Below are 22,902 nucleotides of genomic sequence, written 5' to 3'. Positions count from 1 at the left end.
CCGCTGCGCCGGTGTCCGACACGCAGGCTGATGGTGCCGTGCGACTCCGGATCTGATGTTGGATGCGGCATGCGCATTCGTCGGGATCGTCCGGCCGTCTTGAGGCAGCTTCCCAACGAATGGCTTGATCGAACCCCCGAACAATAGAAAATTCGCTCAAACTCTACGCCATCATGATGATCGAAACGGTTTCGTGTTTTTCAGCACTTCACGGCGTTACTTAAATTAGACGTTTCGGCCAAGCAATCGAATGTGATCGCGCAATTCGTTGCATGCCGGACTTATGTGAGATGCGAGGTCTTCGTTCGATCCGGACCGATATTTGATCGTGGTGATGCCGGCGAGATCGCTCGGCAGTTTCACTTTCTGTCCACGAGGCTCCATCAGAATGGCTCTCTCCCTCCCAAGCTTGCCCATGAAGAACCCAAGTTCGAAGACGACGTTGTCGCGCGGCGATGGCCAGCTTTCTTCCCGAACAACTGTCTGATCATCAGGGTGAGCAATCGCAACTGCGAAGTCGGATTTTTCCAGCTCCTGTTCCAATGTCTCAAGCGTGTAATTTGTCACTCTGAACACGCCGTTGGCCCAGACGACCGTTAGAAATGGATCGTGAGCGAAGGCATTCTCAACCGCTCTTGCGACGTGCAGTGCCTCGGCAGACGAGATGACAAAGACGCGTACCTTTTCGTGCGGCGGGCGGATCAAAGAGTTCCGTTGGAGGAGCCTTTTGGATAGCTCCTGTGCGAGGCGCCTCCATATTTTCGGATATCTGTCGGCTATTTCACAAAAGCTCTCCTCCGAAATCTTGAATACCAGACTGTCCTCGTCCGAAACCACATCCGCAGATCGTCGTTGCGTCACTGAGACCGCTGCCATCTCGCCGACGGCATCTCCCGCTTGGCGCGTCGCCACTCTTTTCGAGTTTACAAAGACGCCGAAGGATCCCGAGATAATGAAATAGACGTCATTGTCCCGCCCATCCTGCTCGATCAACTTTGTATCCTTGGAAATTTCCACGACTTGTCCGAGGCCCGAAAGGCTTTGGGCGGCTTCAGGAATCCCGCTGAGCAGACGCTGGCTTTGAAGGGCCTCAACGAGAATTGCTGTCCCGCGATCACCTGTAAACCTGTCTTTCACAATTGTTGCTCCGCTTTCTTCTTTCTTTCGACGGCCCGACTCGAGTTAACTGCCCACATGACCTAGGCTGTGGGCGACTTTCCATATCATCTGAAGAGCCCAGACAACTGGCGGCGTTGCCATGCAAACGAATGAAGCCAAGACGAGTCGGCCGGCTGCGTTGAAGGTCTTAAATTTACGATTTGCGATGCGAGCCTGCACCGCCACCTGAAGGGCGAGGTCGTCCAAATAATCGTCGGTTGCGGATTGACCTTCCTCCGGAAAATACCGCTTCCTGGCAGCTTCGCCGAATTCTCCAACCCCCAGTTTTGCGATGTCGCCGAAATAAAGGAGGTTCGTCGAGCCATCCGCGGCCCGATGAAAGTTATGTAGGAATTTTGGCAGGAATGAAGTCAACGATATGAGGGCCGCTACGGCCAATAGCGGAAGGACGATGAGGAACGCTGCGTGGTAGCCCATGAGTGGTTCGTCCGGAGATCGGAGCATCGTGATGATCGATCCCATCCAAACCGAGCAAAACGTGAGCAGAGCCGCGTTCTTCGTTTCTGCAAATTTCACAAGGTCCAGCATCCGGCCGTGATTGGCGGAAAGCAGTTTCTCGTAACTATCTTGCTGGTCGTTCTTAGCCATCGAAATCCTATGCTGCCTCATCCAACTGCACGCCTAGAAGGTCGGCGAGAGGGCAGTTGTCCATCGTCCCGCAGCATTTCAGCATTGAGTTTTTGAAACTGTCGAAGAACTTCTGCTCTGCCTTACGCCAGCCATCTAACGCCAGCGCGAAATCGGCGAGGACTTTAGCGTGATCCGAGCAGGCGGAAATCGGACGGTTCCCATCGCCGCATTTGCATCTTTGCCGAAGCGTCATGACGCGACGATCTTTTCGCACTACTGACAGCAGCTTCTTGCCGTCCAGAAGCAGTCGCACTCGATGCTCGTTGTTTACCCGTTTCTCCACGGTCGAAAAACGGTCCTCCCGGAGGGAGGTTATGAACGTTTTGCCGAGATTGGACGCGTTGGATTCCGCGACCGCTTGAAGTCTCGCGGCCTCTGGCCCATGCGCTCTGGCATCGGCCTTCCCAGGCCATGAGCGCAGAACCGCAGCGGTGTCCTGCCTAAGGAGAAAAATAAGAAGCTTCCCCCACCATCCCGTCGCCGCTTCATGATTGTCGATGGCATGCGGCTCAAGCTCCGCCCAAAAGAGGCAGAAGCTTCCATCGAAATTTATGTGGCGTTCCGGGCAGAATGACGGAAGACGGTCTGGTTTCACCTCGCGAGCTTTGACCGTCTCGCCGATCTGCGTGATCTCGATAAGAAATTTGTTCGCTGGGGCCCCGGAAGCAAGCGCGGGCTGGACTGCAAAAATTGCACTGTCACCGTCCTCGCGGATGAGGGCGGCGTGATGCAAGGCTGCAGTGTCAGCCAGAAGCCGCATGGCCGACATTGGAGTTAGCACTTCTCCGAATAAGGTCGGAACGGCGCTTCGGCTGCTCTGGCTATTGAAGGACTCACCACCGCGTAAGCGGCAGCGTGGATGGCTTTGGCCACCTTGTTTTCATCGGCTGCGAGCGCTTCGAGCACCACATCATAGGTGAGACCGGACTTTCGCCTCGACGTTCCGAAGAGCGTGCGCACCGATGCCGGGCCTCCGTCATATGCGGTTTGGCCGATTGCCGTCTGCTCGCCAGTGCAGCGCTTCTGTTCATCCTCTGATCCCAGGACTGCTCGTCCAGTGGAGCAGCGAACGCGATTGCCCTGCATGCCAAGTCGGGTGATGGCAGTTGGTCCGTACTCAAAACCAATCGCCAGTCCCAGATCGTCCGTATCCACGTCATTTGCGCGCAGCCGCTCAAGCGCCAGGTCGAAGCTGCTCCTGAGGGCACCGGCGCAGAGCGCTCCAGTCGATACCGTTTCCTCGGTGTAGGTCTGAAAGGCGGTACCCTCCATCAAATGGCCATGGATGCAGTCACCGATGAACCTGATACGACGTCCCGAAAAGTCCGAAGAAAGAACCCGGTCGAGTTCCGAACGAATAACGTGGAGACAGCGGACGACATCCTCCGGATCGTCGTCGATATGTGCGTCGACATATGCCGTGAAGTTGTCAACGTCAGCGTACACTGACACCGTGTCCATCCGCCTCGAGTTGCCAGGCGTGAGGATTGAGATATCAAGGTCGCGCAAAGGGGGAGCCGCTCGGGTGAACACGAATGAGCCGATCGGGTTCTTCTTGTTGTCATCGCGCCATTCGGACACCAGCGTGTCCTTGCTCAAGCCGAGTTGCGCTGCATCCTGGCACTCGGTGATCTCTTCGTCGGTCAATAGCGTAAGCGGGATGTCCTCGGCATCGAGCTCTTCAAGGCCGATTGCAGATCGTGCCTCGTTGCTGAGATAGATTCCGATGTCGGTTTCGTTCGACGCGATCTTTGCGGCCATATTGGCAGGGCGGCCAAGGAATAGCGGTTCCCTGTTGCCACCGCGACCATTATTGACGACCAGCGCACGACCGCTATCTATGCCGATGCGAACCTGCGCTGCGGGAATGTTCTCATCGTCGTCGCCCGTTTCCTGCAGGACGTCGCTGATCAATCGCGCAATCGCCACCGCTCGGTTCACGCGATCGCCTTCCGAGTCTTCGCCGTAGGGCTTGGCGACAACCGCGTGGAGGCGCTGGTTGTGAAAATCGACACGCAGGGCGTCCGATGCCGTTAGGATTCTGCGTACGGCCCTGTAGTGAAGATTGAGAAACCGAAGCGTCCTCTTGTGACAGGTCTCGCCCTCCATGTCGGTGCTTTTGAGCATGGCACGGAGGTTCAAGATATCCACATAGAGGTGAACCGCATCCATTCGGTAGGCTTTGTTCGTCGGTATGGACGTCAATGACGTGTCCCGCGTGTAGTCGACAACTGTCACCGTTTCGACGTCCTTGATGCTCGCATCGATGGCATTCTTGGCGCGTTCATATTTCCAGCTATTCGACAACTTCGACTCCATGTCTTTCAGGGCGCTTGGGGCACCAACAATTTCGATCAAGTTCAGTCCGACGACTCCGTCAAGAAATGCGAGCCGTCTGTGAGTTGTACGTGGGGCGAGATGCCCTCGTTGCGTTCAATTCTTGGTTTGTTCTGTAGTCGATTTTTCCGGACGCTTTTTGCATCCGGAAATCGTTCCTTTGCCTAAAAAGCCCAGCCACCCCTTTCAGTTGCCTGAGATGGGGCCGTCAGGCCCCTCCAAGTACACAACATTGGCTTTCAGGTACCCAACTTTGGGTGTGGCACCAGTGGCACTAGACCTCAGCTGCACCCGCTCGTGGAGCCGCACGTATCGCACTTCTCACAAGTCCCGTTCCGCACCATGGTGAAATTCTGGCACTCGGAGCAGGAATTGCCGGTGTAGCCCTGGAGCAGGGACTTGGCGCGGCGGTCGTTGGCGAGTTTCTTGGCTTCGGCCGCCTCGACGGCCGCGGCGTCGGTGAACAATCCCGCGGTGGCGTCGGATGCAGCCGCTTCCTCGAAGGCGATGTCCTCGGCCAGTTCCTTCGCCCGCTCCTCATAGTCGCGCTTGTAGGCGACCGCTTCGTCGCTGGCTGGCTTCAGCGCCAGCACGTTGGAGCCGGAGAAGGCGGTCGGTGCCGAGCGGGCAGGGGCGCCCGAGGGGGCTGCAAAGCCTTTCGGATCGTTGCCGCTGACGCGCGACACCAGCTTCACCGGCGAGGCGCCACGGGTCAGGCCCTTGGAGACCGCATCGGTCTTGCCTTCGCTGATGCCACGGCCAAGTGCGGTGTTGGAAAAGTCCGACTGGTCGACATGGGCGAGGTCGTTGCGGCCGAGATAGGAGATCGCCAGCTCGCGGAACACGTAGTCGAGGATCGACGTCGCGCTCTTGATGGCGTCATTGCCCTGCACCATGCCGGCCGGCTCGAACTTGGTGAAGGTGAAGGCATGCACATATTCGTCGAGTGGCACGCCATATTGCAGGCCCAGCGAAATGGCGATGGCGAAGTTGTTGAGAAGGCCGCGCAAGGTCGCGCCTTCCTTGTTCATGTCGATGAAGATCTCGCCGAGACGGCCATCGTCATATTCGCCGGTGCGCAGGAAAATGGTGTTGCCACCGATCTTGGCCTTCTGCGTGTAACCCTTGCGGCGTCCGGGCAGCTTTTCCTGCTCGCGCGACACGCGCTCGATGATGCGCTCGACGATCCGCTCGGTGATCTGTGCGGCACGTGCTGCCGCAGGTGCGGCGAGCAGCTGCTCGACGGCATCATCCTCGTCATCCTCGCCATCGGCGAGCAGCGAGGAGTTCAGCGGCTGCGACAGCTTCGAGCCGTCGCGGTAGAGCGCGTTGGCCTTCAGCGCCAGCTTCCACGACAGCATGTAGGCGCCCTTGGCGTCTTCCACCGTCGCATCGTTGGGCATGTTGATGGTCTTGGAGATGGCGCCGGAAATGAAGGGCTGTGCAGCCGCCATCATCTGGATGTGGCTGTTGATCGAAAGCGAGCGCTTGCCGATCTTGCCGCACGGGCTGGCGCAATCGAACACCGCCAGGTGTTCGGCCTTGAGGAACGGTGCGCCTTCCAGCGTCATCGCACCACAGACATGGATGTTGGCGGCCTCGATGTCTTTGCGGGAGAAGCCGAGCGCCGGCAGGATCTCGAACGAGAAGTCGTTGAGCTGCTCGTCGGTGAACCCGAACGTCTCCTTCACCCAGTCGGCGCCGAGCGTCCACTGGTTGAAGACGAACTTGATGTCGAAGGCCGATTTCAAGGCTGCGTTGAGCGCGGCGATCTTGTCGTCGGTGAAGCCCTTGGCCTTGAGCGCGCCGGGGTTGATGGCGGGCGCCTGGTTGAGGTTGCCGTGGCCAACCGCATAGGCCTCCATCTCCGCGATCTGGGCTTCGGAGTAGCCGAGCGTGCGCAGCGCTTCCGGCACGGCGCGGTTGATGATTTTGAAATAGCCGCCGCCGGCCAGTTTCTTGAACTTCACCAGCGCGAAGTCGGGCTCGATGCCGGTGGTGTCGCAATCCATGACCAGACCGATCGTGCCGGTCGGCGCAATCACGGTCGCCTGCGCGTTGCGGTAGCCATGCTCCTCGCCGAGTTCGATGGCGCGGTCCCAGGCGGCCTTAGCGTGGGTAGCAAGGTCCTGCTGCTTCAGGTCGGAAGCGACCAGCGGCACCGGATTGACGGCGAGCTTCTCGTAGCCCTGCTTCTCGCCATAGGCGGCACGGCGATGGTTGCGCATGACGCGCAGCATGTTCTGCGCATTGCGGTCGTAGTCGGCGAAGGCGCCGAGCTCGCCGGCCATCTCGGCCGAGGTGGCATAGGCCATGCCGGTCATGATCGCGGTGAGTGCGGCGCAGATCGCGCGGCCTTCATCGGAGTCGTAGGGAATGCCCGACGTCATCAGCAGGCCGCCGATATTGGCATAGCCGAGGCCGAGCGTGCGGTATTCGTAGGACTGCTTGGCGATCTCCTTCGACGGGAACTGCGCCATCATGACCGAGATTTCGAGAACGATGGTCCACAGCCGCACCGTGTGCTCGTAGGCTGCGATGTCGATCGTGCCGTCAGCGTTGCGGTAGGGCAGCAGATTGATCGAGGCGAGGTTGCAGGCCGTGTCGTCGAGGAACATGTACTCCGAGCACGGGTTCGACGCCCGGATCGCACCGGCCGATGCGCAGGTGTGCCAGTCGTTCATCGTGGTGTTGAAATGCAGGCCCGGATCGGCCGACGCCCAGGCGGCGTAACCGATCTTTTCCCAGAGATCCCTGGCCTTCAGCGTCTTCAACACCTTGCCGTCCTTGCGGGCGGTCAGGTGCCAGTCGGCATCGTCCTCGACGGCGCGCAGGAAATTGTCCTTCAGCGACACCGAATTGTTGGAGTTCTGGCCCGAAACCGTGAGGTAGGCATCCGAATCCCAGTCGGTGTCGTAGGTCTTGAACGACATCGAGCTATAGCCCTGCTTGGCGAACTGGATGACGCGGTAGATGTAGTTCTCCGGCACGGCCGACTTCTTGGCCGCCTTGATCTCGCGCTTCAGCGCGGAGTTGATCGACGGGTCGAAGCAGTCGTCGCCATTGCCTTCGCAGTTGACGCAGGCCTTCATGATCGCTTCGAGATGCTTCTTGACGATCTTCGAGCCGGTCACCAGCGAGGCGACCTTCTGCTCTTCATTCACCTTCCAGTCGATGAATTCCTCGATATCGGGGTGGTCGGCGTCGACGATGACCATTTTGGCGGCGCGGCGCGTGGTGCCGCCCGACTTGATGGCACCCGCCGCACGGTCGCCGATCTTGAGGAAGCTCATCAGGCCCGACGAGCGGCCGCCGCCGGACAGTTTTTCGCCTTCGCCGCGCAGCAGCGAGAAGTTGGAGCCGGTGCCGGAGCCGTATTTGAACAGGCGCGCTTCACGCACCCACAGGTCCATGATGCCGCCTTCGTTGACGAGGTCGTCCTGCACGCCCTGGATGAAGCAGGCATGCGGCTGCGGATGCTCGTAGGAGGATTTCGACTTGGTCAGCTTGCCGGTGAACGGGTCGACATAAAAGTGGCCCTGGCTCGGGCCGTCAATGCCATAGGCCCAGTGCAGGCCGGTGTTGAACCATTGCGGCGAGTTCGGCGCGACGCGCTGGGTGGCCAGCATGTAGGCAAGCTCGTCGCGGAAGGCGCGCGCGTCTTCCTCCGACGCCTTGAAGTAGCCGCCCTTCCAGCCCCAGTAAGTCCAGGTGCCGGCAAGCCGGTCGAAGACCTGGCGGGCGTCGATCTCGGAACCGTAGCGCTCGGCTTCCGGCAGCTTGGCGAGTTCCGCCTCATCGGCGACGGAGCGCCAGAGGAAGGAGGGGACGTCGTTCTCTTCGATCTTCTTCAGGCGCGCCGGCACACCGGCCTTGCGGAAATATTTCTGCGCCAGGATATCGGCGGCAACTTGGGAGAACTGCGCCGGCACGTCGATATTGTCCAAGCGGAACACCACCGAACCATCCGGATTCTTGATCTCCGAAAGCGCCTTGCGGAATTCGATCTCCGCGTAGGCAGATTGTCCTGGCTTGGTGAAACGACGCTCGATGCGCATTGGTCCGGTCCCTTTTGTCTATATATAGCGCTTTTCCCAAGGGATTTCTGCCCCCGATGCGAAACGCGCATGTCCGCCGTCTGCCGGGCGTTCGAAACGACCGGCTCTCCATTTTCGCGGTCTCCGCCGGCCCTGCTGGTCAAACTCCTTGCGAAGCATCTGTCCAACGCGCCGACGAACCCGCGGGTCCTTCAAAACTGATTTTTTCCGATTCCCCTCGATCGAGGGAAATTCACACTATCTAGCGTCGAACCTACCTGCAAACACTAAATATAGTATTAACAGACAATTTATTCAAGCCCGACAATTGTCCCTATCGTCCCCAACCGCCCCACAATCCCAACGCTTCCGCCGGCCTCGTAAACAGGCGGAAATGCGAGCAAAAACGCACATAATCCGGGAAAAAGACCGGGCTCAGAACTTTCCGGTCGCACTCTCAACAGGAGCGCATGGCCTATAAAAGGCGACTCGTTTTGCGCCGTCAAGGATTCGTTTGCGTAGCTTTTGTGACCCCAACATCTTGTGTGTCACATATGTGGATAACGGGGATAGAATGCAGGCGCGGATCACGATTTTCCGCGCGCAAGCTTGCCTGGGCGTCAGCCGTAATGCAGCCGGGGTTTTGGCTCGGTGCCGGTGAACTGCACCCCGATACGGTCGTTGCGTCGCCAGCGGACCTCGCAACGATAGGCAATGCCGTCGAGCGGCACATAGAGAAGGAAGCGATCTGGGACCCGGGCTTCGAGCGGTATCTTCAGTTCGGCGCCGCCGTCGTGCTGATTGCGCAGCGTGCAGCCCACTTCCGAATTCGAAATTCCGGTGATGATCGACCCGCCCTTGAGCACGCGCGGACGACGCTCGCGCTGGGGCTCGTCGGACTCGTTTGGAATTGGATTTGCGGGATTCGCCATCGATCAAAAATACCAGAGCTGCCGAATCCTATCCTTGATTCCTTAGCAAAGCATTCATGTCGATACGCGCCAACGCATGTCCAGCCCTTGCAAGCCAGTCCCGTTTTGCAAAGAGCGCGGTGTGGCCGCCCGTCAGGAGAAGCTGTGCGGGTCGGCGCAGAAATAGGCGATGATCTGGCAAAGGTCGGGTTCGTTGACCATGCGCACCGCTTCGCTTGCGCGGACCCATTTGCGGGTGCGTGAGTGTTTTTCCTTCCAGCGGTCCGCGACTTTGTCGACATGCAGCGGAAACACCAGGACCTCGCACGGCACTTCTTCGCCGGAAGCCAGTACCTTGGCGTAGAAGTAACGGCCGGCTTCAAGATGAGAGACACGACCGCGCAGCCCGGCCTCCTCGCCGGCTTCGCGCGCCGCGGCCTCGCAGAGCGGCTCCCTGGCCTCGGGCCAGCCCTTGGGCAACACCCATCGACCCGTATCGCGGCTGGTGATCAGCATGATCTCGACGCCGTCTCCCGTGTCGCGCCAAGGCAGGGCGGCAACCTGCAGGCGGCACGGCGCCGTGCCGAAGAGCCGTCGGACCCTTTCGGCCAGATGATTGTGTGTCGTTGGCCTCGTCAACATCGAAGAAGCTAGCCCCAGCCTCCGGAATCGTTTGCCGTCTCACGAATCTTACGGCTAATTGTCGGCAATAAAAGTAAAAAATTTCATTCGCCTGGCCGATTTCCGCCGATAGACGTCGATTTCACAAAATATCCGGCCCTGCCGGACCTGTTTGCGAAAGCAAATCATCCCCAGTGCAAGCTGCCGGTCTGTAACAGGCAGGTAGTTCGAATCAGCCCGCGTGGTCGTCGGCGATCGGCTTCTGGTAGGTGAAGCCCATGTCCCACGGGAAATAGATCCAGGTGTCCTGGCTGACTTCGGTGACGAAAGTATCGACCAGCGGCCGGCCTTTCGGCTTGGCGTAGACGGTGGCGAAATGCGCCTTGGGCATCATCGCGCGCACGATGCCCGCCGTCTTGCCGGTGTCGGTCAGGTCATCGATGATCAGCACGCCGGCGCCGTCTTCGGCGAGCAGGGCAGGGGTGATCTCCTTGAGGACCTGCAGCTGCCCCTGGCTGGTATAGTCGTGATAGGAGGCGACGCAGACCGTCTCGATGACGCGGATGCCGAGTTCACGCGAGATGATCGCCGCGGGGACCAGCCCGCCTCGCGTGATGCAGACGATCGCTTTCCATTGTCCCTTGTTGGCGCCGGAAAGCCGCCAGGCGAGCGCCCGGGCGTCGCGATGGAACTGGTCCCAGGAGACCGGAAAGGCTTTTTCGGGAAGGGACATGTCGCGCACTCCACAGCACGCGGGGATCGCGCGCAGGAAAACAGGGGAATGCGCGCGGAATTAGCTGGAAAGCCCCCATCTTGGCAAGAGCAAGGGCCTTGGCAAAGGCAAGGACCAGCGATCGGTGTGGACCTACCGCGACAGGAAGGCTGCCACCGCCGCGGTGCGCAGCACGCTGCGCGTCACGCCGCCGAACAGAAGCTGACGCAGCCATGAGTGGCTGTAGGCACCAAGCACCAGCAGATCGGCGCCGGTTTCCGCGATCCTGGTCTGGATGATGTCATCGACCGAACTGCCGCCCGACTGCTGCACCGAGACGCTGACGGTGGCGCCGTGGCGCGACAGCGCCGACGCGATTTCGGCGCCGGCGGCCTCCGGGCTGTCGTCGAGCGTTTCAGGAGGGTCGATAACCAATATGTCGGTCTTCTCGGCTGCGATGATGAAGGGCAGCGCGTCAAAGGCGGCGCGCGCCGCTTCCTTGCTGCCGTTCCAGGCGAGCAAGACGCGTTTGAAGGTGGTGATCAGCGGACCCTCGTGCGGCACCACCAGCACCGGCCGGCCGGCATCATAGACCAGCGTGTCTACGTCCGCGCTGGAATCTCCGCCCGTTTCGCGCTGCGCCGCTATGATCAGGTCGGCGGCCCGCACGCTCGAAATCCCGGTCAGCGCGCTGTCACCCGAAAAGCTTTCCAGGCTTCGCCACTCGAAGGAAAGACCGGAATCCTCGATATGCCTGAGAAACAGCGTCCTCAACTTCTCGGCCCGTTCCCGGTTCATGTCTGCCGAAACCTGCAGGAATTCGGTGTCGGGAAAGCCTGTGGCGGAGGTGTAGGGCACGGGAAGCGTTTCGGCGTGGATGCCGACCAGATGGCTCTGAAACCGGGTGGCGAGCGGAATGGCGCAGTCGAGCACGCGCTCGGCGTCCTGCTCGTTCTGCAGAATGGCGACGATGGTTTTGAATCGCATGACAATCCCTCGGTTTACGAGCTGGCGAACTCGTGCCGGGGAAACGTTGCAGCGTCGCGCTTTGTTCCGGCCTGGACCAGATCAGCCGGGATTGCTGGCGAAGCCGGCGACCATCGCCTCGACATCGGCGCGGGCGGCGTCCAGCGCCTCCTGGCTGCGGGCACGCACGACCAGCTCGGTCCAGAACTTGCCATCGCCATATTTCGGGTAGGAGCCGATGATCGTATCGGGATGCGCTTTCTGGATATCACCCAGCGGCCCGCCGATGAGGCCTTCGCCGAACGGGCAGGGCACGGTCGCCGACAGCATCTTCGTGCCGGCCTTCAGCGTCGGCACGACATTGTCGAGCATGGCTTGGAAAATCGATGGCACGCCGGCCATGACGTGGACGTTGCCGATGCGGAAGCCAGGCGCGACCGACACCGGATTGTCGATGAGATCGGCGCCGCGCGGCATCCGCGCCATGCGCTTGCGGGCCTGCGTGTATTCGATGCCGCGCGCGGCATAGCTTGCTTCCAGCATCGCATAGGCCCGGGCATCGTATTCGCAAGGCACGCCAAAAGCCTTGGATATGGAATCGGCCGTGATGTCGTCATGCGTCGGACCGATGCCGCCGGTGGTGAACACATAGGTGTAACGGCTGCGCACGGCATTCACCGCCGCGATGATCTCGTCTTCCTCGTCAGGGACGATGCGCACTTCCTTCAGGTCGATGCCGATCGCCGTCATGATCTCGGCGAGATGGCCGATGTTCTTGTCCTTGGTGCGGCCGGACAGAATCTCATCGCCGATGACGAGCATGGCGGCGGTCACGATTTCAGGCATGGAAGGCTCCGGCAAGGCGAGTGGCCTGGGAAGGCGAGTGGTCTGAGATAGCGCGGCGCGACGGTGGCCGCAATGTCATCTTCGCGCCGCCAAGGCGAGCCGATGAGGTCAAGGATCTAGGTTCGAACTGGTCGAGGGAATAGGGCACATGCCGCAATTCGTGATCCCGGAGCGAACCGCCGCATTCATCGAGCGCATCGCCGGCCGGGCTTTGCTGGTCAGGGCCTCACCTCAGCTTCACGACAATTTCAAGGAACCATTCGGCTGACTACCGGGTTTTATGAGTGTTGCACCAAGGCGGCTAAGATACGGAGTGATTCAATGGTTACAAAAATTCTCGCAGCATCTGTTCTGACGATCGGTCTCGCAACATCGGCGATGGCGCAGTCACTAGACGACAGGTATTCCAACAATCGTGATTGGTGGCTGTTCGGCGACAACGACCAGACAACTGTCGACCCCTATACCACGGGAAGCATCCGTGACGGCTCCGGGTTGAACACCCAAGGCAATACCGGCGCAATAGGCCCATGTGCCCACAACACGCCCGGCCCGGACGCCAACGCAGGGCAAAACGTCAACGATCAGTATTGCGGCAAATAGCCAGAACGCGATTTCCGAAAAGCGCACACTGATTTTCTGGAAAGCAATGTTCGAGGGCTAGTCCGCAAGGACAGACGCTGGCCGCTGGCGCGTCCTCTCTCCGGACGGCGCTGCGGTCGGCGCCCTGTCGGACCGCTCAACATCAAGCGCTATACCGAATTAATCTGAGACTTCTGTCTGCGGCCGGTCGCGGCCGTCGGCCAATTCTTCGTGCCATTTGCCTTCGGCGTCCTCATACTGGATGCCGTCGGTCGCTCCGGCGACCTGCTGCTCGGCCGAGGCGATTTCGGCTGCGCGCAATGCGTCCTGATGCGTGGGAAACGTCTCGGAAAAGGTCGCTCCGACCTTGTAGGCCCAGCCGCCGTCATGCTCGACGATCTTGTAAGTCAGCTTCGCCATGGAAAACCTCCGGTTGAAAGGTCCGTCTGCTCAATGCAGCCGGTCGTCGGGCAGTCTGTCGTCGGGCACCAGCACTTCCGATTCCTTGGCGGCTTCAATCAGCGCCCGGCGCGCATCTGCTGTCGAACGATAACCTTCCAGCACTTTGAGGCAAGTGTCGAGGGCATCACGATGGCGCGGGCCGCGATTGAGCGGCCACACCGTCATCAGGCACTCCGCGGCCTCCTGGGCGCTGCGGATGTGGCGATATTTGCCGACGTGGCCAAGTTCGACGACGACCGGCACTTCAAAAGGTTTGTTGTCCATCATGGCCGCAACGCAAAGCAGCCAATTTGGTTGCAACCATGGCCGTCAGCCTGCGCCCAAACGTCTCAGAGGCTGTTTGAAGGCTCTACACCTGCGGTCAGCGCGCAACCGGCAAGAATGCCCTGAACAGTTTCCTCCCACGCCGGCCACGCCCGCCGCAGCCTCGTCCCACCCAACAGCTTGCGGACGGAATAGCTGCGAAGCACCGTCAAACTGTCTGGAGACAGGAGGGGCGCGCGTTTCGGGAGCGCGGACCGTTCAGCCCACCGCCTTCATCCAGTGCTGCATCGTGGTCACCGAACGGGCAAGCTGCGGCGCCGGGTGGATCGTTTCGCTGAATGTCGCCGCCGCACGCCATCCCCAGCGCGGATCAGCCAGGAAGGCCCGCGCCAGCGCCACCATGTCGGCGCGGCCCTCGGTGAGGATCGCTTCGGCCTGCTTGGGGTCGTCGATCAGGCCGACGGCACGGGTCGGAATATCAGCACCCTTGCGCACCGCCTCCGCCAGATGCACCTGATAGCCGGGGCCGGTGGGCAATTTCTGCAACGGCGAATTGCCGCCGCTCGAGCAGCAGAGATAGGCAACGCCCTCGTCCTTGAGCGCTTTGGCCACTTCGATCGCGTCCGCCACGTCGAAGCCGCCATCGACCCAATCCATCACCGACAGCCGCGCGCCGAGCATCAGCTTTGGCGTAGCCTTGCGCACCGCCTTGGCGATTTCGACGGCAAGACGCATGCGGTTTTCCAGCGAGCCGCCCCAGCGGTCCGTGCGCTGGTTGGACAAGGGCGACAGGAACTGGAAGATCAAATAGCCATGCGCGGCGTGCAGTTCGATGAAATCGAAGCCGGCGCGTTCGGCCCGCCTTGCGGCTTCGGCGAAGCGTTCGATGAGCTGCAGGATCTCCTCGTCCTCCAGTGCGTGCGGCACGTTCCAGCCGGTGTCGTAGGGGATGGCCGAGGCGGAAACGGTCTGCCAGGGATCCTCGTTTGGCTGCAGTGGCCCGCCGCCTTCCCACGGCTTGCGGTTCGAAGCCTTGCGGCCGGCATGGGCGAGTTGGGAGCCGAATTTCGTGCCGGGTGCGGCGACGCGTCGTGCGGCGTTCAGTGCGCGGCGGGCGGCGGCTTCATTGTCTTCGGAATAAAGGCCGAGGCAGCCATGGGTAATACGCCCGCGCCGCTCGACATCGGTCATCTCGACTGTGACCATGCCGGCACCGGACATTGCGAGATTCATCCAGTGATGGAGATGCCAGTCACTGGCCGAGCCGTCGTCGGCGGAATACTGGCACATCGGCGCGACGGCGATGCGGTTGGGAAAGGTGAGGCCGTCGAGGGTGATCGACTGGAAAAGCGACGCTGTCATGAGAAACTCCGGGAGGGTTCGCAGCTATTTAGGCGACCGATGGCGCCTGCGCCAGACACGAGGCGGTGAAAGGGGTTCTGGACCAATCACTGACGGGATTGCCGAAATGCCGGTTCGCGGATAGGCCTCGGCAATGCATGGCGCCCAAAAGTGGCCCCGGTTTGGGAGAACGACACGCATAAAACAGGAGCATAAAGCGCGACGCGCTTTTGCATGGAGACCACGATGGAAGATCGTATTCGCGTCCGTTCGGAGGAAATCCTCTCCGACGACTGGGCCGTCCTGAAGAAGACCGTTCTCGACTACCGTCGGCGCGACGGTCAGTGGGAGACGCAAATCCGCCAGACCTATGATCGCGGCGATGGCGCGGTGATCCTGCCTTACGACCCCTTGCGTTCGACCGTGCTTCTGGTGCGCCAGTTCCGCTATCCCGCCTACGTCACCGGCCACCGCGAGCCGCTGATCGAGGCCTGTGCCGGCCTGTTGGACGAAAACGATCCCGAAACCTGCATCCGAAAGGAGGCGGAGGAAGAACTCGGCTACCGGCTGCAGAACGTCGAGCGGCTGTTTTCGCCCTATATGAGCCCCGGCAGCGTCACCGAACGTCTCTGGTTTTTCATCGCCCGTTATTCACCCGCCGACCGCATCTCGGCCGGCGGCGGCGCGCAAGAAGAGGGCGAGGACATCGAGGTCCTGGAAATGCCGCTCGACGAGGCCCTGGCCGGCATCGCCGATGGCCGTATCCTCGACGCCAAGACCATTATTCTGATCCAGCATCTGAAGCTCAATCCGATCGCTGCCTGAACCGAGCTTCGGTGGCCGCCACCCGAAGCTCGCAGAGCGAAGGGTGGTGCGGATGAAGGGACTCGAACCCCCACGCCTTTCGGCACTGGAACCTAAATCCAGGGCGTCTACCAGTTCCGCCACATCCGCATGGACCGGCAATCCCATGTGGCCATCATTCTGTCAATGTCAGAGACAAGATGTGGGTCAGCGACAAGATGTGGTCAGGCCCGAATGCTGGTTATTCGCCGGAATGCGAAGACTGTTGAAAATTGGCCTCGCCTGTGACAAAAGGCGTGTCAAATGTGACGGGACGCGACGATCCGCTTCTGCAGAATGTGATAAGAAGTAGGAAAAACAAGAACTTATTCACATTTTGGAACGCAGTTTGGGAGAGTTTGAGCCGGGTTTTCGGTCAAATCGCCAGGTTCCGTACCAAAAGCCATTCCCGGCAAGAATATACCGGCAGGCTGTGAACGGCAGAGGCCGTGGCAGTCTCATTGGTGAAAACAAAGGTTTTACGATGCAGGTCACCGAAACGCTCAACTCCGGTCTCAAGCGAGAGATCAAGATCACCGTGCCGGCCGGTGACATGGAAGCCAAGCTGATGGCGCGGCTTTCGGATGCCCGCAACAAGGTCCGCATCAACGGCTTCCGTCCCGGCAAGGTGCCGGTGCAGCACCTGCGCAAGGTTTACGGCAAGTCGTTCATGGCCGAAGTGGTCAACGAAATCCTCAACGATTCGACCCGTTCGATCATTACCGGGCGTGGTGAAAAGGCTGCCATGCAGCCCGAAGTCATCATGACCGAGGATGAGAAGGAAGCCGAGAAGATCCTGGCCGGCGGCGCCGACTTCGAATTCCGCCTCAACTACGAGATCATCCCGGCGATCGAGATCAAGGACTTTTCCGACATCAAGGTGACACGCCAGGTGTTCGACGTTCCGGATACCGAGATCGACGAGCAGGTTCAGCGCGTTGCCGAATCGGCGCGCAGCTATGAGCCGAAGACCGGCAAGGCCGCCAATGGCGACCGCGTCACCATCGACTATGTCGGCAAGATCGACGGCGAGGCCTTCAATGGCGGCGCCGGCACCGATCAGCCGCTGGTGTTGGGTTCGAAGGAATTCATCCCCGGCTTCGAGGATCAGCTGGTCGGCGCCAAGGCCGGTGACGAAAAGCAGGTCACCGTGACTTTCCCGGAAAACTACCAGGCCGCGCATCTGGCCGGCAAGGAAGCGACCTTCGACGTCACCGTCAAGGAAGTGTCCCAGCCCGGCGCGCTGGAAATCAACGACGAGACCGCCAAGAACCTCGGCCTGGAGTCGCTGGAGCGCCTGCGCGACGTCGTACGCGGCCAGATCGAGAACCAGTTCGGCGCTATGACGCGCCAGAAGGTCAAGCGCCAGCTGCTCGACCAGCTCGACGCGGCCTATTCGTTCGAGGCGCCATCGAAGCTCGTCGACGCCGAGTTCAACAACATCTGGGCGCAGGTCAATCGTGACCTGGAAGCAGCCGGACGCACCTTCGCCGACGAAGAGACGACGGAAGAAGAGGCGCGCGCCGAGTATCTGCGGCTTGCCGAGCGCCGCGTACGCCTTGGCCTGGTACTGGCTGAAATTGGCGAGAAGGCCGGCGTCACCGTATCGGACGAAGAGCTGCAGCGCGGCCTGTTCGAGCAGGTGCGCCGCTATCCGGGCAACCAGCAGCAGGAAGTCTTCGAGTTCTACCGCAACAACCCGGAAGCGTTGAACACGCTGCGGGCACCGATGTTCGAGGAAAAGGTGGTCGACCATCTGCTCGGTCAGATTTCGGTCACCGACGTCAAGGTCAGCAAGGAAGAGCTGATGGCCGACGACGAAGAGGACGAGACCGCCGTCAAGGCGAAGCCGGCGAAGAAAGCCGCCGCCAAGAAGGCCGACGCCAAGAAGGCCGACGACGCGGAAGAGCCCAAGAAGAAGGCTGCGCCGAAGAAGAAGGCCGCCGAATAACACCAGCGCTCCGCTGAAACAGGAAGGCCGCCGTCGAGGCGGCCTTTTTCGTTGCCAAACTGCAACAGCCGCCATGCTTCGCACGCGACGGCCTGTGGCGACCAAGCTTTGATCATTATCTGCGCTTCTATTGCAAGCCGCTTGGTTGTTGGAGGGCGTGTTGAGACTGTTCGTCGAATTGGGACACGCTTCGGCAATCGCGCTGATGCTTGTCTCGGTCTGCGGCATTGCCCAGGCCGGCACGGTGCCTGACAACTGGCGGTTCGGCACGAGTGAAGACGGCCTCGTCACGGCCTCGCTCTATGCCACCAACAAGCTGATCACCGGCGGCGGTGCCTTGAGCTACAGCCCGATCCTGACGATTGCCTGCCGGGTAAACGGCGAGCCGCATTGGACTGAATGGCTGCAACTGAACGACGCTGTTTCGGCCAGCCGCAAGATCACCATGTCGATCACGGTCGATCAGGAGAGCAAGTTCGATGAAAGCTGGTCGGTCGGGCCGCGCGGCCGGATGCTGGTGCGCGATGGAGCCGACGGCATCAGGCGCCTTGTCGCCGCGAACCGGCTCCAGCTTTCCTGGCGGTTCGGGCTGCTGGCGGGGCGCGGCGAGGCCGATTTCGACCTCGCCGGGTTCGGCGAAGCGGTCAACCAGGTAGCCGGCAGCTGCAACACCGATCCGCCGTGAACGGACCGCAACGGCCACGGCTTGCTGCACAGGCGTTCAGCTCAAATCACGTGCGCAAGCTCGCCGGGTGTCAGAACGCGACGACGTCACCAGGCAGGGGCGCAACCATGCCTGCAGTGCGGCAAAGATCGATCACTTGCCGCATGGCGGGAACTCGAGGGCGTGCCGCCGCCGGTCGATGACCAGAAGCTGCGGCTCCTGTCGAAGGGCCATGGCCCCTATGCTGCGTTGTCGCACTGCCAATCGTCTGCCCGCTAGCGGCACCATTTTTCGACGGCAATTGCAATTGCCTTGGTGCAATCGACGAGATCGCGCACCGAAACGCGTTCGTTCGGCTGATGCGCCTGCGCGGGGTCGCCGGGACCGAAATTGACGGTCGGGGTGTTGCCGAGGCCGGTCGGCAGGCCGATGTCGCTGTGCGCGCCAAAGCCACTCAGGACCGGCGAGAGATTGGCTTCTTTGACGGCCTCCTGGAAGACGCCGACAAAGGGATTGTCCGCTGGGATCTCGGCGCAGTCGGCGTCGAGAATCCATTCGACGCGGGCAGGGCGCTGGCGAAGATAAGGGTCTGCCTGGCAGACATTGGCTATGTGCTCTTCGATTTCGCGTTTGACGTTGCCGCCCAATTTGAACTCGTCATGCTCGCTTGGCAGATACTGGGCGTCGATGATGATCTCGCCGCGCCCTGCCATGGAGGACGGATGTTCGCCGGCGCTCATCTGGGTGACGATGATCTGGTTGGGCAGGTCCATCAACGGATGGTTCTTGCTGGGATCGAACATCCAGCGCCGGTTGAGGATGTCGATGCCGTCGAGGATCTGCCGGCAAAGCTGGACGGCATCGACCGGGCCGCTCGAATACCAGGCATTGGGCGTCAGCTCCGCATGCCCGCCTATGCCGTCAATGATGATCTTCCCCCACAGAATGCCGTGACAGAGCGGTGCGATCCTGTTCGCGGTCGGTTCGGTCATGATGCCGGCGTCGGCGTGAAAGCCGCGATCGACCATGGCCAGCGACCCCATGCCGCCGATTTCCTCGTCGACGACGGTGGTGAAGACGACGTCTCCGGACAGGGGAATGTCGAGTCCCCTCAGGATCTCGACGGCCATCAGCATGCAGGCGACGCCGCCTTTCATGTCGACCGTACCACGGCCGTGTAGAAATCCGTCCTTGAGGACGGGCTGGAACGGGTCGGTCGTCCAGTGCCCGGCGGCGCCGGGCGGGACGACATCGATATGGCCGGTCAGCATGATGGAGCGACCGCCGCCCGTGCCCTTCAAGATGCCTCCGAGATTGGGCCGGCCTTCGAACGTCCTGCCTTTGTTGGCGCCGGCCCGCCCCTTGTATTTTTCGTAGAGTGCTGGGCCGTCCGGGTCCCATAGATCGGTCGAGAAGCCTAGCGCCTCGATCCGCTTTTGCAGATAGAGCTGGCAATCACGCTCGCCGGGGCCGGCCTCCTTTGGATCGGATTTCACGATCGAGGGGAAGGCGACGAGATCGCTCAGCGTTTGGACGATACGGTCAGCGCTTGCTTCGACGCGCGCGGCAATGATCTCTTCCATGGACGGCATCATGATCTCCAACGTTGGGAAAGTCGGTCGGCGAGAAGGACAAAAACCAGAAGGGCGCCGACAATCCCCACCTGCCAAACCGTGTTGATGTTCAATTGCAGAAGGCCGGTCTTCAGCGTGACCAGCAGCAGGACGGCCGCGAACACGCCGCCGACGCCGCCGCGCCCGCCGGTGATGGCGATGCCGCCGAGCATGGCGGCAGTCAGCGATTCAAGTTCGAGGTTCTGGCCGATATTGGGCCTGCCGCTGCCGAGCCAGGCGATCGAGACGAGTCCCGCGGCGCCGGCGAGCGCGCCACTCAAGGCGTAGAGGACCAAGCGAACGCGATCGACCGGAATACCGACCAGCCTGGCCGAGCGTTCGTTGAAGCCCATGGCGTAGATCCAGCGCCCCCACGCTGTCGAGAGCAGCACCAAACCGGCTAGCGCAAAGCAGGGGATGGCAAGGGTGAGAAAGGGCAGGGGAATGCCCATGACGACGCCGCGCCCCCACACAAGCAGCCAGGAGGGCACGCCGGCTTGGGCCGCGCCGCCGGTAATGGCAAGTGCAGCGCCGGAATAGACGAAGAAGGTGCCGAGCGTCGCGATGAAGGGGAGAAGCGCGAGCCCGTTCACCAGCCATCCGTTCAAGGCACCGAGCATCGCGCCGGCCAGGATGCAGACGGCGGGCAGCAGGACCGGCGGCAATCCCAGCTTGAGGCAAAGCATCGCGACGATGGCGGACAGCGAGACCGCACCGCCGACCGAGAGGTCGATGCCGGCGCCACCGGCCATGATGACCAACCCTTGTCCAAGGCCGACCAGGGCAAGGATCGTCGAGAACTGAAGAATGGTGGTGACGGTACCGAGATTGAAGACAGAAGGCTTGAGCGCCAGCAGGCCGACAATCACGATCAGCCAAAGCATACAGAGCAGAGCCAGGGTAAGGGCCGGGCCCTGCAGGTTGCGGAGCGTTTTCATGCGCGGGCTCGTTGAAATCTGCCGAGCGGCAATCGGTTGCAAACAGCTTCGAAGCCAAGCACGCCGATGATGAGAACGCCGGTGACGACAGGCTGCCAAAGGGAGGGGACACCGATCAGCAGCAGACCGTTTTGCAGGATTCTAAGCAGAAGCACGCCGAGCACGGTGCCGATCAGGCTGCATCTGCCGCCCAATATGCTGGTGCCGCCAAGAATGACCGCGGCAATGGCGTCGAGCGCCAGCGTGCTGCCGATCGTCATCTCCACATTGCGGTAGGTGGCGACATAGAACGTGGCGGCAATGCCAGTCAGCACACCGCTGATGACGAAGGTCGTGAAGCGGATCTTGATCACTGGGATGCCAGAAAGCCGCGCTTTTTCCTCCGAATTGCCGATCGCCAGCAGATGCAGCCCATAAGGGGTTCGCCGCAGCGCCAGCCAGACGGCCAGATAGGCAGCGGCAATCACCAGGGCAGGGACGGGGACGCCGAGCACGCTGGTTGCAAGAAGATCTGTAAGGCTCGAGGGCAGGCCCGAAAGCCATTGCCCTCCGAGAAGTACGAAGACGGCGGTGCGGTAGACACCGAGCAGGCCGAGTGTACCGACAATTGCCGGAACGCGGCCGAGGACAACGACGGCGGCGGTCACGCATCCCAGCAGCGCACCGACCAAAGGGCCTGCAATGAGCGCCAGCAGCGGATTGCCGCCGGCGCCGAGCACGCGCCCGATGGCGATCGCCGCCAGACCCATGACGATGCCGATCGAGACATCGATGCCGCCCATGGCGAGCAGCAGGGTCATGCCAAGGCCGATCAGCAGCAGTTCGACGCTGTTGCGCAAGACCGTGGCTGCATTGCCTGATGTCGCGTAGTGCGGCGATGCGACAGAAAAGATGACGATCGCCAGCAAACAGGCGACAAGCAGAGACCACTCCCGCCCGTTCATGGAGAAGACACCGTTTCCAAACTGCCGCACTACGTTCATCTCAGAGCTCAGAAGTTGAACTTGTCGACATTGTCCTTGGTGAAGACAGCCGGCGGCCCGAGAAGCAAAATGCCCTTGGCGGCATCATAGGTGACTGGCTTTTCCAGGCCGGCGACCTTGTTTTCCGCTTCGAAGCTCTTGCCGTCGATCAGCTGTTTGCCGGCCCAGACCGTGAGATAGCCGAGTTGCTCGGGATCCCAGAGCACGGTGAAGCCGAAGGCTCCGCTCTTCAGGTAGGACCGTGCCGTGTTCGGGCTGCAATAGCCGGCACCGATGACCGAGCCGATCTTGCCTGCGGTTTCGATGGCCTGGGCTACGCCCGGGCATGTCGAGGAGGCGACGGCGATGATGGCCTTGATGTCCGGGTTGGCCGCCATCAGATCGCCTGATATTTGCGCGGCGCGTTCGGCGGTGCCGCCGGCGAATTGTGGCGCGAGCAGCTTCAGCTTCGGATATTTGGCGGTGGCTTGCTTCTGCATGAAGCCGATCCAGGCGTTGAGATTGGACGCCGTTGCCTCGCCGGAGACGATGCCGATGGTTGCGTCCTCGCCGACGCGCTTGACGAGTTCGTCGACAATGGTTGTGCCGAGGCCTTCGTCGGTCGCCTGCGCCACATAGACGGCGCGGCCGCTGTCGGGCGCGTCGCTGTCACTGGTGAACAGCTTGATGCCTTTCGCCTTGGCGCTCTCGACCACGGGTGCGATGCTGGAGGCATCGAGGACGCTGACCGAGATCGCCTCGACGCCCTGATCGATCAGGTTCTGGACGATCTGCAACTGGTCGACCGGATTGGTGTCGACGGGACCGGAATAGATGAAATCGACGCCGAGATCCTTGGCGGCGCGATTGCCGCCGGCTTCCATGGCGTTGAAGTAAGGGATGCCGATCAATTGCGGAACGAAGGCGACCTTGTGTTTGTCCGCGGCATGCGCCGCGGTTGCAATGGCGAGTGACAGTGCGGATGCGGCGAGCACTTTCTTGAACTGTGAAAGCATTGTGTTTGAACCTCTCTGGAAATGACG

General features: G+C 61.0%; 21 protein-coding genes and 1 tRNA gene. 4 read left to right on the top strand and 18 right to left on the bottom strand.

Annotated elements, in window-relative coordinates:
* Positions 1–225: 225 nt before the first annotated feature.
* The 10 genes from NKK51_RS27485 to NKK51_RS27440 form a co-directional block, all read right to left on the bottom strand.
* Positions 226–1,137, bottom strand: coding sequence for a TIR domain-containing protein (locus NKK51_RS27485; protein ID WP_352555268.1), 912 nt, complete (start codon positions 1,135–1,137; stop codon positions 226–228).
* A 45-nt stretch (positions 1,138–1,182) separates the two neighbouring features.
* Positions 1,183–1,767, bottom strand: coding sequence for a Pycsar system effector family protein (locus NKK51_RS27480; RefSeq protein WP_352555266.1), 585 nt, complete (start codon positions 1,765–1,767; stop codon positions 1,183–1,185).
* 7 nt (positions 1,768–1,774) lie between these two features.
* Positions 1,775–2,578, bottom strand: coding sequence for an E2 domain-associated cysteine-rich protein (locus tag NKK51_RS27475; protein WP_352555264.1), 804 nt, complete (start codon positions 2,576–2,578; stop codon positions 1,775–1,777).
* Positions 2,579–2,583: 5 nt separating this feature from the next.
* Positions 2,584–4,167 (bottom strand): nucleotidyl cyclase domain-containing protein, encoded by a 1,584-nt coding sequence (locus NKK51_RS27470; protein ID WP_352555262.1) that lies wholly within the window; start codon positions 4,165–4,167, stop codon positions 2,584–2,586.
* 260 nt (positions 4,168–4,427) lie between these two features.
* Positions 4,428–8,204: a vitamin B12-dependent ribonucleotide reductase gene (locus tag NKK51_RS27465; RefSeq protein WP_352555260.1), complete on the bottom strand. Its 3,777-nt coding sequence runs from the start codon at positions 8,202–8,204 to the stop codon at positions 4,428–4,430.
* A 599-nt stretch (positions 8,205–8,803) separates the two neighbouring features.
* Positions 8,804–9,115 (bottom strand): PilZ domain-containing protein, encoded by a 312-nt coding sequence (locus NKK51_RS27460; RefSeq protein WP_023810434.1) that lies wholly within the window; start codon positions 9,113–9,115, stop codon positions 8,804–8,806.
* Positions 9,116–9,247: 132 nt separating this feature from the next.
* The gene (locus NKK51_RS27455; RefSeq protein WP_023810435.1) at positions 9,248–9,736 is read right to left on the bottom strand and encodes an NUDIX hydrolase; all 489 of its coding nucleotides are present in this window, start codon (positions 9,734–9,736) and stop codon (positions 9,248–9,250) included.
* A gap of 211 nt (positions 9,737–9,947) precedes the next feature.
* Entirely contained in the window at positions 9,948–10,448 is a 501-nt protein-coding gene (gene gpt, locus NKK51_RS27450) for a xanthine phosphoribosyltransferase (protein ID WP_128303340.1), read from the bottom strand.
* Between the two features lie 132 nt (positions 10,449–10,580).
* On the bottom strand, positions 10,581–11,414 hold the full coding sequence (locus NKK51_RS27445; RefSeq protein ID WP_352555258.1) for a universal stress protein: 834 nt from the start codon (positions 11,412–11,414) through the stop codon (positions 10,581–10,583).
* Positions 11,415–11,495: 81 nt separating this feature from the next.
* The gene (locus tag NKK51_RS27440; protein ID WP_352555256.1) at positions 11,496–12,239 is read right to left on the bottom strand and encodes a competence/damage-inducible protein A; all 744 of its coding nucleotides are present in this window, start codon (positions 12,237–12,239) and stop codon (positions 11,496–11,498) included.
* A gap of 321 nt (positions 12,240–12,560) precedes the next feature.
* Between NKK51_RS27440 and NKK51_RS27435 the strand changes: the two genes are divergently transcribed.
* On the top strand, positions 12,561–12,842 hold the full coding sequence (locus NKK51_RS27435; RefSeq protein ID WP_023810439.1) for a hypothetical protein: 282 nt from the start codon (positions 12,561–12,563) through the stop codon (positions 12,840–12,842).
* Positions 12,843–13,001: 159 nt separating this feature from the next.
* Here NKK51_RS27435 and NKK51_RS27430 read toward each other — a convergent pair whose 3' ends face one another.
* From NKK51_RS27430 to NKK51_RS27420, 3 genes are all read right to left on the bottom strand, one after another.
* Positions 13,002–13,241, bottom strand: coding sequence for a DUF2188 domain-containing protein (locus NKK51_RS27430; RefSeq protein WP_013532013.1), 240 nt, complete (start codon positions 13,239–13,241; stop codon positions 13,002–13,004).
* Positions 13,242–13,271: 30 nt separating this feature from the next.
* Positions 13,272–13,550 carry a DUF982 domain-containing protein gene (locus NKK51_RS27425; RefSeq protein WP_013532012.1) on the bottom strand — a complete coding sequence of 93 codons (279 nt, stop codon included), beginning with the start codon at positions 13,548–13,550 and terminating at the stop codon, positions 13,272–13,274.
* Positions 13,551–13,805: 255 nt separating this feature from the next.
* Positions 13,806–14,909, bottom strand: a complete 1,104-nt coding sequence (locus NKK51_RS27420; protein WP_128303343.1) for an NADH:flavin oxidoreductase/NADH oxidase — start codon at positions 14,907–14,909, stop codon at positions 13,806–13,808.
* Positions 14,910–15,134: 225 nt separating this feature from the next.
* Between NKK51_RS27420 and NKK51_RS27415 the strand changes: the two genes are divergently transcribed.
* On the top strand, positions 15,135–15,713 hold the full coding sequence (locus NKK51_RS27415; protein WP_352555253.1) for an NUDIX domain-containing protein: 579 nt from the start codon (positions 15,135–15,137) through the stop codon (positions 15,711–15,713).
* Positions 15,714–15,757: 44 nt separating this feature from the next.
* Here NKK51_RS27415 and NKK51_RS27410 read toward each other — a convergent pair.
* Positions 15,758–15,842 (bottom strand) — tRNA-Leu (locus tag NKK51_RS27410).
* Positions 15,843–16,215: 373 nt separating this feature from the next.
* On the opposite strand from NKK51_RS27410, the gene tig reads away from it, so the two are divergent.
* Positions 16,216–17,682 (top strand): trigger factor, encoded by a 1,467-nt coding sequence (tig, locus tag NKK51_RS27405; RefSeq protein ID WP_352555251.1) that lies wholly within the window; start codon positions 16,216–16,218, stop codon positions 17,680–17,682.
* A gap of 160 nt (positions 17,683–17,842) precedes the next feature.
* Positions 17,843–18,367 carry a hypothetical protein gene (locus tag NKK51_RS27400; protein WP_023810444.1) on the top strand — a complete coding sequence of 175 codons (525 nt, stop codon included), beginning with the start codon at positions 17,843–17,845 and terminating at the stop codon, positions 18,365–18,367.
* Positions 18,368–18,621: 254 nt separating this feature from the next.
* On the opposite strand, the gene NKK51_RS27395 is transcribed toward NKK51_RS27400, so the two are convergent.
* Genes NKK51_RS27395 through NKK51_RS27380 form a run of 4 tightly spaced genes read right to left on the bottom strand, consistent with a single transcriptional unit; the run spans position 18,622 to position 22,875 of the window.
* Positions 18,622–19,938, bottom strand: coding sequence for a M20 family metallopeptidase (locus NKK51_RS27395; protein ID WP_352555249.1), 1,317 nt, complete (start codon positions 19,936–19,938; stop codon positions 18,622–18,624).
* Positions 19,938–20,897 carry an ABC transporter permease gene (locus NKK51_RS27390; protein ID WP_352555247.1) on the bottom strand — a complete coding sequence of 320 codons (960 nt, stop codon included), beginning with the start codon at positions 20,895–20,897 and terminating at the stop codon, positions 19,938–19,940. The genes NKK51_RS27395 and NKK51_RS27390 overlap by 1 nt, the downstream gene beginning before the upstream one ends.
* Positions 20,894–21,841: an ABC transporter permease gene (locus NKK51_RS27385; protein WP_352555246.1), complete on the bottom strand. Its 948-nt coding sequence runs from the start codon at positions 21,839–21,841 to the stop codon at positions 20,894–20,896. The genes NKK51_RS27390 and NKK51_RS27385 overlap by 4 nt, the downstream gene beginning before the upstream one ends.
* A 47-nt stretch (positions 21,842–21,888) precedes the next feature.
* Complete coding sequence (locus NKK51_RS27380) at positions 21,889–22,875, bottom strand: autoinducer 2 ABC transporter substrate-binding protein (RefSeq protein ID WP_027036878.1); 987 nt, start codon at positions 22,873–22,875, stop codon at positions 21,889–21,891.
* Between the last annotated feature and the right edge of the window lie 27 nt (positions 22,876–22,902).

The sequence above is a fragment of the Mesorhizobium sp. M0011 genome (genome assembly GCF_040324155.1).
In the GTDB taxonomy this organism is placed as follows: Bacteria; Pseudomonadota; Alphaproteobacteria; order Rhizobiales; family Rhizobiaceae; genus Mesorhizobium.
The sequence above is the reverse complement of the archived record's forward strand: the minus strand, read 5'-3'. Positions and strand labels throughout refer to the sequence as shown.

Excerpts from the sequence above, each read along its gene's own strand:
- NKK51_RS27460 (WP_023810434.1), bottom strand. The coding sequence starts at position 9,115 with ATGGCGAATCCCGCAAATCCAATTCCAAACGAGTCCGACGAGCCCCAG.
- gpt (WP_128303340.1), bottom strand. The coding sequence starts at position 10,448 with ATGTCCCTTCCCGAAAAAGCCTTTCCGGTCTCCTGGGACCAGTTCCAT.
- NKK51_RS27440 (WP_352555256.1), bottom strand. The coding sequence starts at position 12,239 with ATGCCTGAAATCGTGACCGCCGCCATGCTCGTCATCGGCGATGAGATT.
- NKK51_RS27380 (WP_027036878.1), bottom strand. The coding sequence starts at position 22,875 with ATGCTTTCACAGTTCAAGAAAGTGCTCGCCGCATCCGCACTGTCACTC.
- NKK51_RS27430 (WP_013532013.1), bottom strand. The coding sequence starts at position 13,241 with ATGGCGAAGCTGACTTACAAGATCGTCGAGCATGACGGCGGCTGGGCC.
- NKK51_RS27480 (WP_352555266.1), bottom strand. The coding sequence starts at position 1,767 with ATGGCTAAGAACGACCAGCAAGATAGTTACGAGAAACTGCTTTCCGCC.
- NKK51_RS27435 (WP_023810439.1), top strand. The coding sequence starts at position 12,561 with ATGGTTACAAAAATTCTCGCAGCATCTGTTCTGACGATCGGTCTCGCA.
- NKK51_RS27385 (WP_352555246.1), bottom strand. The coding sequence starts at position 21,841 with ATGAACGGGCGGGAGTGGTCTCTGCTTGTCGCCTGTTTGCTGGCGATC.
- NKK51_RS27465 (WP_352555260.1), bottom strand. The coding sequence starts at position 8,204 with ATGCGCATCGAGCGTCGTTTCACCAAGCCAGGACAATCTGCCTACGCG.
- NKK51_RS27445 (WP_352555258.1), bottom strand. The coding sequence starts at position 11,414 with ATGCGATTCAAAACCATCGTCGCCATTCTGCAGAACGAGCAGGACGCC.
- NKK51_RS27455 (WP_023810435.1), bottom strand. The coding sequence starts at position 9,736 with ATGTTGACGAGGCCAACGACACACAATCATCTGGCCGAAAGGGTCCGA.
- tig (WP_352555251.1), top strand. The coding sequence starts at position 16,216 with ATGCAGGTCACCGAAACGCTCAACTCCGGTCTCAAGCGAGAGATCAAG.
- NKK51_RS27390 (WP_352555247.1), bottom strand. The coding sequence starts at position 20,897 with ATGAAAACGCTCCGCAACCTGCAGGGCCCGGCCCTTACCCTGGCTCTG.
- NKK51_RS27415 (WP_352555253.1), top strand. The coding sequence starts at position 15,135 with ATGGAAGATCGTATTCGCGTCCGTTCGGAGGAAATCCTCTCCGACGAC.
- NKK51_RS27395 (WP_352555249.1), bottom strand. The coding sequence starts at position 19,938 with ATGCCGTCCATGGAAGAGATCATTGCCGCGCGCGTCGAAGCAAGCGCT.
- NKK51_RS27425 (WP_013532012.1), bottom strand. The coding sequence starts at position 13,550 with ATGATGGACAACAAACCTTTTGAAGTGCCGGTCGTCGTCGAACTTGGC.
- NKK51_RS27475 (WP_352555264.1), bottom strand. The coding sequence starts at position 2,578 with ATGTCGGCCATGCGGCTTCTGGCTGACACTGCAGCCTTGCATCACGCC.
- NKK51_RS27420 (WP_128303343.1), bottom strand. The coding sequence starts at position 14,909 with ATGACAGCGTCGCTTTTCCAGTCGATCACCCTCGACGGCCTCACCTTT.